We start from the raw sequence: 12,126 nt of genomic DNA, 5'->3' as shown, positions 1-12,126 counted from the left end.
AACGGTGCCGTCATGGGGCAGGGGCCTTTCGGAGGGACGAGTGCGGACGCTGTTCAGGGCACCCGGCCCCAGCGGCACCCCACGATACGCCCTGCCTCTACATGACGTAGTAGATGCTCGTGAGTCGTTCGGTATCTCACACTCCGGCGAGCCGCGAACGAGACGACGGGGAAGGCGGGTCCTACGGCGCGGAGGAGGTGGACCGGTAGCGTGGACGCAACGACGGAGAGGAAAGGCGGACGGCGAGGTGGCGGGCCGAGGAGAAGAGCAGGGCCAGGAGGCATCCGGCAGACGGGCACGCGGCGAGCTGGAGAGCGATGTACTCGCCGCGCTCTGGTCCGCCGACGGATCACTGACCGCGCGGGAGGTCCGGGATCGGCTGCCGGGCGACCTCGCCTACACGACCGTACTGACCATCCTGTCCCGGCTGTACGACAAGGGCATGCTCGTACGGCACCGCGAGGGCCGTGGCTACGGTTACGAGCCGGCCCGCGACGAGGCGTCGCACACCGCCCAGCGCATGCACTCCCTGCTGAAGGGCGGCTCCGACCGTCAGGCGGTCCTCGCCCGCTTCGTCTCGGAACTGTCCGAGCAGGACGAGCACCTGTTGCACCAGTTGCTGTCCGGGCACGACGACGTACTCTCCGAGGGCCCGAACGCGCCCGGGGAGCGGTGAGCCGGTGCTGATCAGCGTCTACGTCCCGTTCCTCGTCTCGGCCGCCCTCGCCGTGCTCGCACCCCCCGTGGCGCATCGGCTGCCCCCGCGCCCGGCGGCCCTGGCGCTGGCCTGTGCCGCGCTGGTGACGGCGGCGGGCTGGGCGGGATCACTCGCCCTGCTGGCCTTCTCCGGAGTGGCGCAGATCCCGGAGATCGCCGAGGAGGGCCGCTGGTCCGTTGCCGTGCTGCGCTCCCAGAACCCCGTCTACGGCGTGGTCTCGGCCGTCAGCACCCTGGTGCTCGCGGTGTGCGTCGTCTCCCTGGGTGTGGCGGCCGTCCGGCAGGGCCGCCACCTGCTCCGGGCCCGGCGGGAGTGCGCCGAGCTGCCCGGGGACACCGAGCTGGCCGTGCTCGACGACGACGTCCCGCTGGCCTTCGCGCTGCCCGGGGCACCGGGCCGGATCGTCGTCTCCCGGGGGATGCTGCGCTGCCTCGGTGCCGCGGAGCGCGAGGCGCTGCTCGCCCACGAGCGGGCGCATCTGCGCCGACGTCACCACGTCTTCCAGAGCGTGTGGCGGCTCACGGCCGCCCTGAACCCGCTGCTGCGGCCGGTCGCCGTCGCAGGCAACTTCGTCCTGGAGCGCTGGGCGGACGAGGAGGCCGCCGAGCGGGTCGGTGACCGTAGGCTCGTCGCCCACGCCGTCGGCCGCGCCGCCCTGGCATCGGCCGGCGCCTCCCGTCCCGCCGCGCTGGCCGCGACCGGTGGGGTGGTACCCCAGCGGGTACGGGCCCTGCTGGCCCCGCCGCCGGCCCGCCGGAGCCTGCCCCTGCTGGCCGGCGGTCTGCTCCTCGCGGTCTGCTGCGCGAGCCTGGCCAACGCCGCCTCGGACAGCGACCGGATGCTCGACAGCGCGCAGTGGGCACGGTGCACGGCACATGCCGAGACCACCACCACCGTCACCCCTCCGCCCGACCACGACGACTCCCCTGGGCACGGACCGGACGGCCACTGCGCCGGCCCCGATCACCCGAAGCACGGGCAGGGGCACTTCTGATCTTCTGATCTTCTGGCCTTCTGCCCTTCTGACCTTCTGGCCTCCTGACCCGACGGTGTCGCTGCTTCGCCGGACGGAGCGTCAGGGTCGGTTCCCGGCCGAGACGGCTTGCCGGGCCGGCTGTGCGGTGGTGACGGGCTCGGCCGCCAGCAACGGGCGCAGTGCCCCATGACTCAGGGAGCCGACCAGTGGGGTGGCCCAGCGGCACAGTGCCCAGCTGACCAGGAAGGCGACGGGGAGGGCGAGGACCGCGGAGGCGAGGACGTCGTGGGGGTAGTGGGCGCCGACGTAGACCCGGCTGAAGCCCTCCAGTACGGCGAACGCGGCGGCGACGGCACTCAGCCGGCGGTCCAGCAGGAAGAGCGCCGCCACGGTCGCGGCGGCGACGGTGGCGTGCCCGCTGGGGAAGGCGTAGTCCGACGCTGCCGGGCAGGTGTCGACGAAGTAGGCATGGGGCATCGACCGGCAGGGCCGCACCTCCCCGACCAGGCTCTTGACGACCTCGGTGGCGGCGAAGGCGGTCAGGACGGCGACCGGTGCGGCCAGCGCGAGGGTCATCTCCCGTGGGCCGCGGCGCCGTGCGGTCCACCAGCCCGCGATCATGAGGAGGGCGAAGACGCCGAGACCGAGGTTGGTCCACACCTCCATGGGTGTGTTGAGCCATTTGGTGTCACGGGCGAAGTCGGTGACCGAGGTGAACAACGAGCCGTCGATACCGGATCCGTCGAGAGCCGGTTGCGCGGTGGCGGCCACGACCATAACGAGACGTCCTTTCGTCCTGGCGAGCGCTTGTGCGTGCGGGTGAGCGCCGGTGGGCGTGCGGCGGTCCGACGCCGGCTGCGCCGCCGACCGCTTCCCGCATCCGAGGTGACGCCCGGATGACATGGCGGCGACACCTGGGTGATCGCCAATCAAATCTACTACATCTTGTAGGTGAAGGGATGTCTGGCCATCCGGACCATGCGCAGCACCCGGCTCACCGGGACTCCCCTTCGGCCTCTTCCCGGCCGACGGGAACAAGGAGTGTGAAGGTGGTCGGACGGCCGCTGGTCAGGGAGAGCCTGCCGCCCAGGGCCGCGGCCAGGTCGCGGGCGAGGGAGAGGCCGATGCCCGTACCCTGCCCGTCCCCGGTACGGCCGCGGTCGAAGAGCCGGGCGGGCTCGCCCGTCACGGCCCCTTCGTCGCTCACGTCGAAGGCGAGGACGTCGTCCAGGTCCCGCACCGCCAACCGGACCGTGCCGTGTCCGTGCACCCGCGCGTTGTCGAGCAGGATGCCGAGCACCTCCGACACGGGCGCGCCCGGAATCCGCGCGTCGGCCGGTGCGTCCCGGACGGCGCACTCCAGGCGTCTGCCGTCCTGGGCGAAGAGGCCGTGCCACCGTTCCTCCGTCTCCCGCAGCAGCTGCCGTACCCCGGTCGTTCCGGCGGTGGGGCGGGCCGCCTCTCCGGACCGGGACAGCCGCAGGACCTCCTCGACGGTGTGGTGCAGGCGTTGCGTGGTGGCCAGCGCCTCGGTCAGCACGGGCCGCAACCGGGCGTCGTCCTCCTGGGCCAGGCCTGCCTCCAGGGCGAGTTGGAGGCCGGTGAGCGGGGTGCGCAGCTGGTGGGAGGCGTTGGCGGCGAAGTCCCTTTCGTGGCGGAGGAGTTCGGCGAGGCTGTGCAGCATCTCGTTGTGGGTGCGGGCTACTTGGTCGATCTCGGCGATGCTGCTCGGGGCGGCCCGCGCGGTCAGGTCGCCCTCGGTCACGGCCCGGCAGTGGCGGGAGAGTTCCTCCAGTGGAGCGGCCAGCGCCCGGGCCTGTCGGCGGGCGACGAGGACGGCGACGGCCAGGGCGAACACCGCCACGCCGAGCAGGACCGCCCACGCGGTGAGCACCCGGTCGCGTACGGCGGCGACGGGGGTCGAGGCCCGTACGACGCCGATCACCCGCTCGGCGTGGGCGACGGGTACGGCCACGACGAGGTCGCCGCCCGCCCGGCCCCGCGCCACCTCACCGGTCAGGGCCTGCCGGACCGGGGCGTCGCCCGGCCGCGGCCCGCTGCCCGCGCGCAGTACCGAGTGCGGGTCGTACAGGCCGAGCCGCCCGCCGGCCGGGGGCGCGGGCAGTTCCACCGGGTCGCCGCTCACATAGTCCGGACTCACCCGTACCGCGCCGGCCAGCGCCGCCCGCTCCAGGGTGTCGCGCTGGTCCGCGTACAGGGACGACCTGATCGCCAGGGCCAGCGGCACGGCGAGGAGGACGACGGCGACCAGAGCGGCGGTCAGGGCGACTCGCACCACGCGCTGTCTCATGCGCCCATCATGCGGGCCGTTCACCTGGGCAGATGCGCTGCGCCACACGGTTTTGCCGTCGTCTAACCCTCGGCGGGCAGGGCGTTAACCGGCGTCTTCCTAGCGTCGGTGCCATGACCGTCCGGTCAGCGGACTTCCCTGGAGGGCAGTGGCCATGGCAGCACACAGAAGGACGTACGCCGTCGTCGGGCTGAGCGTCGTGGCGGCGGTGACCGCGGGCTGTTCCGGGTCCGGGTCGGGCACCGGTTCCGGTGCCTCCGCGTCCGGTTCCTCCACGGTCAGCGGTCAGATCAAACCGGCGCCCACCGAGTCCAATCCGCCCGGCGACATCCCCGACAACCAGGTGTACGTCTCCTACCGGCCGAGCGGCGGTTCCTTCGCCGGCTTCACCCTGAAGGTGCCCGAGGGCTGGGCCCACACCAGCCAGGGCGGCACGACCGCGTTCACCGACAAGCTCAACACCGTGCGGATCGCCGCGGTCTCCGCCTCCGGTGCGCCGACGGCCGGCTCGGTCACCGGCCAGGTCGTTCCTCAACTCCAGGCGCAGGTGCCGAAGTTCGCCTCGCCCAAGGTGAGTGAGGTGACCCGGCGCGCCGGGCGGGTGGTCCTGCTCACCTACCAGGGCGACTCGGCGAAGGACCCGGTCACCGGAAAGGTGGTGCGGGACGCGTTCGAGCGGTACGCGTTCTACCGTGCGGGACACGAGGTGGACGTGACCCTGTCCGGCCCGGTCAACGCCGACAACGTCGACCCGTGGCGCATCGTCAGCGACTCCTTCACCTGGCGGTGAGCCCCATGTCCGACAACGCACACACCGGCAGCGGCGGCGCCGACGACGTCCTCACGGCCCGCGAGCTCTACCGCTTCTACCGGGCCGGGGAAGAGGAGACGCTCGCGCTGCGCGGGGTGTCCCTACGGGTACGACGGGGTGAGACGGTCGCGGTCGTGGGGCCGTCCGGGGCCGGCAAGTCGACCCTCCTGGCGTGCCTCGCCGGGCTCGACGAGCCCTCCGGCGGCGAGGTCCACGTCGACGGCGTACGCATCAGCCACCGGCCCGAGACCGAGCGGGCCCGGCTGCGCGCCCGGCACATCGGCGTCCTGCTGCAGACCCGTAACCTGCTGCCGCACCTGAGCGTGCGCGACAACGTGCGGCTGCCGCAGCGGGCGCGGGGCCGCCGGGCCCCCGTGGCGGCCGGGGAACTGCTGGACCGGGTGGGGCTGGCCGCCCGGGCGCACGCCCTGCCGCGCCAGCTGTCCGGCGGAGAACTCGCGCGGGCCGGGCTGGCCGTGGCGCTGGCCAACGCGCCCGCCGTCCTGCTGGCCGACGAACCGACCGGTGAACTGGACGGGGAGACCGAGCAGTTGGTCCTGTCGATGCTGCGGGAGCGGGCCGCGGAGGGGTGCGCGGTGCTGATCGTCACGCACAGCCGGGAAGCCGTCCGCATCGCGGACCGGGTGATCACCCTGACGGACGGGAAGGCCACCGATGTCCGGCGGCAGGAGCACGAGGAGGCCCGCGATGCCGTCGGATGACACGCTCGTCAGCTGCGTGGACGCGGCCCTGACCTTCGGCCGGGGAGTGCAGTCCGTGGTGGCCGTGCACGGGGCCGACCTGGAGCTGAGGGCCGGGGACCGGCTCGCCGTCGTCGGCCCCTCGGGGTCGGGCAAGAGCTCGCTGCTGCATCTGCTCGCGGGGCTCGAACAGCCCACCAGCGGCACGGTCATCCGGGCCGCCTCCCTCGGGCCGTACGGCATCGGTCTGGTCTTCCAGGGCGACAGCCTGATCCCCGCCCTGAACGTGGTCGAGAACACCGCGCTCCCCCTGGTCCTCGCCGATCGTCCGGAGGGCGAGGCGCGACAGTGCGCGCTCGCGGCCCTCGCCCTCGTGGACGCCGCGGACCTGGCCGACCGGCTCCCCGAGGAGATCTCCGGCGGCCAGGCCCAGCGGGTGGCCGCCGCACGGGTCCTCGCCCAGGCTCCGCGCCTGATCCTCGCCGACGAACCCACCGGCCGGCTCGACCACGCCACCGGGACCCGCGTCCTGGACGCCCTCCTGACGGCCGCCGACCACACCGGAGCGGCCCTCGTCGTCACGACCCACGACCCGGCCGTCGCCGCCCGGCTCACCGTCCGCCGCAGCATGCGCGACGGACGGCTGCTCGCACCTCTCGCACCCGAGGAAGTGTCATGATCGCCGCATGGGCCCGCGGACTGGCCCGCCACCGCACCGGACGGCTGCTGGCCGCCCTGACCGGCATCGCGCTCGCGGTCGCTCTGGTCGCCGCGCTCGGTTCCTTCCTCACCGCGTCGAAGGCGACCATGACCCAGCGCGCCGTGCGCTCGGTCGCCGTGGACTGGCAGGTCCAGGTACAGCCCGGCGCCGACCCGAACGCCGTCCGGTCCCTGGTGGCCGGGGCCCGGGGCACCCGCGCCGCCCTGCCCGTCGGCTTCGCGCACACCAGCGGCTTCACCGCGCGCGTGCAGGGCAGCACCCAGACCACAGGTCCCGGCATGGCCCTCGGCCTGCCCGACGGCTACCGCGCCCTCTTCCCGGACGCCCTGCGCACGCTCTCCGGCTCCGACACCGGTGTCCTGCTGGCCCAGCAGACCGCCTCCAACCTGCACGCCGCCCCCGGCGACACCGTCGGCGTCCAACTGCCCGGCGTCGGCGTGCGCCAGGTGAAGGTGGACGGTGTCGTCGACCTCCCCCAGGCCGACTCCCTCTTCCAGACCGTCGGCGCCCCCAGTCAGTCCCAGCCGACCGCGCCCCCGGACAACGTCGTCCTGCTGCCCGCCGCCCGGTTCGCCGCCCTGACCCGCGGCGCGACCGGGGTCACCACGCAGATCCACGCGGCCCGTGACAACGGCCGGCTGCCCTCCGACCCGGCCGCCGCCTACACCTCCGTCACCGGCGCCGCCCACAACCTCGAAGCCCGTTCCTCGGGCACCGCCCTGGTCGGCAACAACATCGGCGCCGCCCTCGACTCGGCCCGCCAGGACGCCCTGTACGCCCAGATCCTCTTCCTCTTCCTCGGCGTGCCGGGCGCGGTGCTGGCCGCCGCGCTGACGGCGGCGGTCGCCTCGGCCGGCGGCGAACGGCGCCGCCAGGAACAGGGGTTGCTGCGGCTGCGCGGGCTGCGGCCCCGGCAGATCACCGCGCTCGCCGGCCTGGAGGCCGCCCTGATCGGCCTGGTCGGCGGCCTGGCGGGACTGGGCATCGCCGCCCTCACCGGTCGGCTCGCCTTCGGCACCGCCTCCTTCGGCGCGAGCGCCGGAACCTGGTCCCTCTGGTACGCGGTCGCCTTCGTCCTCGGCGCCGCGGTGGCCGCGGGCGCCGTCCTCGTCCCCGCCCTGCGCGACCTGCGCGCGGTCACCGTCGCCGACACGCGCAAGCAGGAGGACGTACGACGCTCCCGGTCGCCGTGGTGGATGCGCTACGGCCTGGACTTCGCCCTCCTGATCGGCTCGTGGCTCGTCTTCCGGGCCTCCTCCGGCAACCAGTACGCGCTCGTCCTCGCCCCCGAGGGTGTCCCCAGCATCTCCGTGTCGTACTGGGCCTTCCTCGGTCCCGCCCTGCTGTGGATCGGCGCGGGCCTGCTGCTGTGGCGCCTCACCCTGCTCGCCCTCACCCACGGCCGCCCCACCCTGGCCCGGCTGGTCCGGCCACTGACCGCGACCCTGGCCGGCACCACCGCGGCCGTCCTGGCCCGGCGGCGCCGCCCGTTCGCCCGGTCGGTGGTCCTGCTCGCCCTCGCCGTCTCCTTCGCGATCTCCACCGCCGTCTTCAACGCGACCTACCAGCAGCAGGCCGAGGTCGACGCCCGGCTCACCAACGGCGCCGACGTCACCGTCACCGAACCCCCCGGCGCCCAGGTCCCGCCCACCGCCGGGAACAGCCTGAAGATCTCCGGTGTACGGCACGTCGAGCCGCTCCAGCACCGCTTCGCCTACGTCGGATCCGACCTCCAGGACCTCTACGGCGTCCGGCCGGACACCATCGCGGGGGCCACCTCCCTCCAGGACGCCTACTTCGCGGGCGGCACCGCCCAGCAGCTGATGCGCCGCCTCGCCCAGCGCCCGGACAACATCCTGGTCAGCGTCGAGACCGTCAACGACTTCCAGCTCTCCCCCGGCGACACCCTCAACCTGCGCATCCAGGACGCCCGTACCAAGGCCCTGCGCACGGTCCCCTTCCACTACGCGGGCATCGCCAAGGAGTTCCCCACCGCGCCCAAGGACAGCTTCTTCGTCGCCAATGCCTCCTACATCGCCAAGGCCACCGGCAGCGACACGGTCGGCGCCTTCCTCCTCGACACCGGCGGCACGAACCAGCCGGGGATCGCCGGTCAGCTGCGCAAGCAGCTCGGCACCGGGGCCACCGTCACCGACCTCACCCAGACCCGCGGCACCGTCGGTACCAGCCTGACCTCGGTCGACCTGGCCGGCCTCACCCGCATCGAACTCGCCTTCGCGGTCCTGCTCGCCGCCGGAGCCGGCGGTCTCGTCCTCGCCCTCGGACTCGCCGAACGGCGTCGCACCTTCGCCGTCGCCACCGTCCTCGGCGCCCGGCCCCGCCACCTGCGCGGCATGGTCCTCTCCGAGGCCCTGCTGCTGGCCGCCGGCGGTCTGGCCGGCGGCGCCCTCATCGGCTGGGCCCTGTCGGAGATGCTCGTCAAGGTCCTCACCGGGGTCTTCGATCCGCCACCGGCAGCCCTGTCGGTCCCCGGGGCCTATCTCGCGCTCACGGGTGCAGCCGCCCTCGCCGCCGTTCTCGCCGCGGCCCTGAACGGCATCCGCGGCAGCCGGCGTCCCGCCGTGGAGGAGCTCCGGGACCTGTGAACCCGGCGTACACCGGCGACGGGCCGCGCGCCGCCACGGCTTCTAGGCTGTCGCCCATGCGCACGCCCGCCGCACCCGACCGCAGCCGACTGCGTGTCCTCGTCGTCGAGGACGACGACACCATCGGCCGCCACCTGGAGACCGGCCTGCGCGGCCACGACTACGCGCCGACGTGGTGCCGCACCGGAACCGGCGCGCTGGCGGAAGCGGCACGGGCCCCGTACGACGTGCTCCTGCTGGACCTGGGGCTGCCGGACATGGACGGCCTGGACGTCGCCCGGCGACTGCGGGCCCGCCTTCCCGACCTGCTGATCGTCGTGCTGACGGCACGGACCGACGACATCGACATCATCGCCGGTCTGGACGCAGGCGCCGACGACTATCTGGTCAAGCCCTTCAGCCTGACCGTGCTGCTCGCCCGGCTGCGCGCGCACCTCAGACGGCACACGGCGGCGGCACCGGCTCGCGAGCCGGTGCTGCTGGGGGACCTGGTCGTCGACGTGACGGCCCGGCGCTGCGCTCTGCTCGGTGCCGACGTCCCGCTGCGGGCCAAGGAGTTCGACCTGCTCGCGGTGCTGGCCGGGCGGATCGGCGAGGCGGTCTCGCGCGAGACACTGATGGCCGAGGTGTGGGACGAGAACTGGTTCGGGTCCACCAAGACCCTCGACGTGACGTTGGCGGGCCTGCGCCGCAGGCTGACCGAGGCGGCACAGGCAGGCGGGCGGCCGGTCCTGCTGCCCCGGATCACCACGCTGCGGGGGCACGGGTACCGGCTGGAACGGCAACCGGAACCGCGGGACTGAGCCCGCGCCCGCCCCTGCGGTACGGCGGCGTTCACAGCGCCTTGCGGCGGACCAGGAGCGCGAGTACGAGCAACCCGGGGGCCATCGGAAGCCACCCGGTCAGCAGGCGGTAGCCCAGGACCGTCGAAACCGCGTCAGGTCCCGGTGCTCCGGCCGCCGTGAGGGCCAGGGCGAGCACGGCGTCCAGCGAGCCCAGTCCGCCCGGTGTGGGCAGCAGCGCCGCCGCGCCACTGGCGACCAGGTAGGCCATCACGACCCGGCTGGTGGGGAGACCGAGGCCGATCGCATGGACCACGGCGACGACCACCCCGGCGTGCAGCAGGGCGAACGCGACGGACCCGCCCCACAGCGCACAGGCCCGCGCCCGGCTCCGGTGCACCTCGCGCACGTCGGCGAAGGCCTGGCCCACCGCTCGGCGGAGGCGGCGGCTGACCGCGACCGCCAGGCCGACCGCCGCGCCCGCCATCGGCAGCAGGACCAGCACATGCGGGATCCGCACCGAGAGGCCGACCGTGCCGGGGGCGGCGACCAGCAGGGCCACGCCCAGCACGCACCGGACGACCCCGCCGACGGCCGCCTTCACCGCGAGTGCGGTCGCCGCGCGCCGGGTGGACAGCCCGCACCGCCTCAGGAACCGCAGGTTGACCACGGTCGCTCCGGCGCCCGCAGGAAGCAGGTGATTGGCGGCACCGGCCGCGAACTGCGCCGCCACCAGCCGCCCGCTGGGCAGGCGTTCGACCACCGCGCCCTGTTGTGCCACGGCCGCGCTCAGCCAGGTGGCGACGGCGGCGAGGCAGGCGAGCACCAGCCACTCCCCGTCGGCGCCGGCCAGCCGCTCGGTGCCGCTGCCCAGCGTGGCCCGGTGCGCGGCGAGCACCGCGACGGCGGCGGCCAGTACCGCGAGGGTGATTCCCAGGTGGAGGTACAGACGTCTGCCCGAGGTGACCGGCAGGCTCTCGGTGGCGGACACGGCGCTCACCTCCCCCGCCGCGCGTCGGGCGCCACGTACGCCTGGAGGACGCCGGCCCGCGCGTGGGGCCAGGTGCGTGCGTACGCGGGTGCGCGTCTTCCCGGCGGGACGAGGACGGCGAAGGAGGTGCGGTGGGCGGCACGTTGCAGTCCGGTGACGGTGGTGCTGGCGTCGTGGCCTGCCGCCTGTGCGGAGCCGCAGCCGGTGTAGTAGGCGATCGGGACGGCGTCGTAGCCGCTGAGCAGGCACGGCTGCCGTACGCCGAGCCTGTGCAGGGCCGTCGCGGTGCGGGCCCAGTCGGTGCGGGAGGCGGCGGAGCTGTGCACGGTGTGTTCCAGGACCACGTACTGCACGGCGAGATGACCCGCCAGTCCGACCGCCACCAGGCCGACGGCCAGGGCTCGTGCGGTGCCACGGGCCGGGGCGGTGACCAGGTGGGCCAGGCCGCCGGCGACGGGGAGGGCGAGCAGGGCGTAGGCGGGGAGCAGGAACCGGGGGGCCGCGTAGCCGATGAGGAAGAGATAGGGGACGGCGGCCGTGGCGGCGCAGGCCAGCGGCAGCAGGGTGGGCAGCGCGCGGCGGGCGCGGACGGCGATCACGGCCCCCAGAGCGGCGAGGAGCGGGAGCGCGAACCACCACAGGGTCACCAGCGGGCTCGGGGCCGAGCCGGTGCAGGGCCGGCACAGGGTTCGCCCGCCCAGACTGCGCAGTTGGTCGACGACGGCGAGGTGCCAGCCGAGGCCGCCCTGAATGGCGGAGGCGTCGGAGAGGCGTTGCCCGAGACCGCCGTAGCTCACGTAGGCCTCGATCACCCATTCGCCGGCGCCGGCCAGCAGCCCGGCGGCCAGTACGGCGAGCAGGCGCGGGCGGCGCAGGGCGAGGGCGAGCAGCGGCAGTACGACGTAGACCGCGTCCATGGGGCGCATCCACGCCATCAGCGCCGCTCCCGCGAACACGCCCCACCAGGCCGCCCGGTCCCGTGCGTTCGCGCGGGCGCGCAGGAAGCAGCCGACGCAGGCCAGGGCGCCGATGGCGACCCAGTAGTTGGGCATGGCCTCAAGGCCGTAGAACAGGGTCACCCACAGCGAGGCGAACAGGGCCGCGGCCAGGGCGACGACGCGGGGCCCGAGGTGGGTTCGCCAGACGCGCAGGGCGAGGTAGAGGGCCAGGCCGGAGAGGACGGCCAGGTAGATCCGCAGGAGGACGGTGGAGTCGGACCACGAGGCGATCGGGGCGACGAGGAGCGAGATGCCGCGGGAGCGGGGCGCGCTGAAGTAGGCGGCGGGCACGTGACCGCTGACCTGGCTGACGTAGACCGTCTCGTCCCAGCCGAGCCCGAGGCCGGGCCGTACGAGGACGAGCTGGGCGAGCGTGAAGGCGACCGCGACCGTCGCGAGCCAGGGGTCCGCGCGCGGGCGGCGAGGTACGGCGGACCGCGCAGGAAGCTTGGCCCGGGGGGCGCTGGTCGTCGTGGCGCTCGGGCCGTCCGCCATCTCGCACCTCTCGTCG

Annotated in this window: 11 protein-coding genes; 7 read left to right on the top strand and 4 right to left on the bottom strand. The window is 74.2% G+C overall.

Annotation, left to right across the window (positions count from 1 at the left end; translation table 11 throughout):
• The first annotated feature begins 247 nt into the window (after positions 1 to 247).
• The gene (locus AB0D74_RS46490) at positions 248 to 676 is read left to right on the top strand and encodes a BlaI/MecI/CopY family transcriptional regulator (protein ID WP_362601223.1); all 429 of its coding nucleotides are present in this window, start codon (positions 248 to 250) and stop codon (positions 674 to 676) included.
• A gap of 4 nt (positions 677 to 680) precedes the next feature.
• Positions 681 to 1,712 (top strand): M56 family metallopeptidase, encoded by a 1,032-nt coding sequence (locus AB0D74_RS46485; protein WP_362601220.1) that lies wholly within the window; start codon positions 681 to 683, stop codon positions 1,710 to 1,712.
• An 81-nt stretch (positions 1,713 to 1,793) separates the two neighbouring features.
• Here AB0D74_RS46485 and AB0D74_RS46480 read toward each other — a convergent pair whose 3' ends face one another.
• Positions 1,794 to 2,471 carry a phosphatase PAP2 family protein gene (locus AB0D74_RS46480; RefSeq protein WP_362601216.1) on the bottom strand — a complete coding sequence of 226 codons (678 nt, stop codon included), beginning with the start codon at positions 2,469 to 2,471 and terminating at the stop codon, positions 1,794 to 1,796.
• A gap of 217 nt (positions 2,472 to 2,688) precedes the next feature.
• Entirely contained in the window at positions 2,689 to 4,005 is a 1,317-nt protein-coding gene (locus AB0D74_RS46475; protein ID WP_362601213.1) for a HAMP domain-containing sensor histidine kinase, read from the bottom strand.
• Positions 4,006 to 4,159: 154 nt separating this feature from the next.
• On the opposite strand from AB0D74_RS46475, the gene AB0D74_RS46470 reads away from it, so the two are divergent.
• The 5 genes from AB0D74_RS46470 to AB0D74_RS46450 are packed head-to-tail and all read left to right on the top strand — an operon-like array spanning position 4,160 to position 9,647.
• The gene (locus tag AB0D74_RS46470) at positions 4,160 to 4,795 is read left to right on the top strand and encodes a hypothetical protein (RefSeq protein ID WP_362601210.1); all 636 of its coding nucleotides are present in this window, start codon (positions 4,160 to 4,162) and stop codon (positions 4,793 to 4,795) included.
• A gap of 5 nt (positions 4,796 to 4,800) precedes the next feature.
• Positions 4,801 to 5,538, top strand: a complete 738-nt coding sequence (locus AB0D74_RS46465) for an ABC transporter ATP-binding protein (RefSeq protein ID WP_362601207.1) — start codon at positions 4,801 to 4,803, stop codon at positions 5,536 to 5,538.
• The gene (locus AB0D74_RS46460; RefSeq protein ID WP_362601204.1) at positions 5,525 to 6,196 is read left to right on the top strand and encodes an ABC transporter ATP-binding protein; all 672 of its coding nucleotides are present in this window, start codon (positions 5,525 to 5,527) and stop codon (positions 6,194 to 6,196) included. Before AB0D74_RS46465 ends, AB0D74_RS46460 begins: the two co-directional genes overlap by 14 nt.
• Entirely contained in the window at positions 6,193 to 8,844 is a 2,652-nt protein-coding gene (locus AB0D74_RS46455; RefSeq protein ID WP_362601201.1) for an FtsX-like permease family protein, read from the top strand. Before AB0D74_RS46460 ends, AB0D74_RS46455 begins: the two co-directional genes overlap by 4 nt.
• A gap of 56 nt (positions 8,845 to 8,900) precedes the next feature.
• On the top strand, positions 8,901 to 9,647 hold the full coding sequence (locus AB0D74_RS46450) for a response regulator transcription factor (protein WP_362601198.1): 747 nt from the start codon (positions 8,901 to 8,903) through the stop codon (positions 9,645 to 9,647).
• A gap of 31 nt (positions 9,648 to 9,678) precedes the next feature.
• Here the strand turns inward: AB0D74_RS46450 and AB0D74_RS46445 are convergent, their stop codons facing one another.
• Both AB0D74_RS46445 and AB0D74_RS46440 read right to left on the bottom strand, forming a co-directional pair.
• A complete protein-coding gene (locus AB0D74_RS46445) occupies positions 9,679 to 10,617 on the bottom strand; it encodes a lysylphosphatidylglycerol synthase domain-containing protein (RefSeq protein ID WP_362601195.1) in 939 nt (312 codons plus the stop codon).
• 5 nt (positions 10,618 to 10,622) lie between these two features.
• Positions 10,623 to 12,110 carry a hypothetical protein gene (locus tag AB0D74_RS46440; protein WP_362601190.1) on the bottom strand — a complete coding sequence of 496 codons (1,488 nt, stop codon included), beginning with the start codon at positions 12,108 to 12,110 and terminating at the stop codon, positions 10,623 to 10,625.
• Positions 12,111 to 12,126 lie beyond the last annotated feature (16 nt).

Source organism: Streptomyces sp. NPDC048278, from assembly GCF_040652195.1.
Taxonomy (GTDB): Bacteria; Actinomycetota; Actinomycetes; order Streptomycetales; family Streptomycetaceae; genus Streptomyces.
This window is presented reverse-complemented; position numbering and strand designations above follow the sequence as displayed.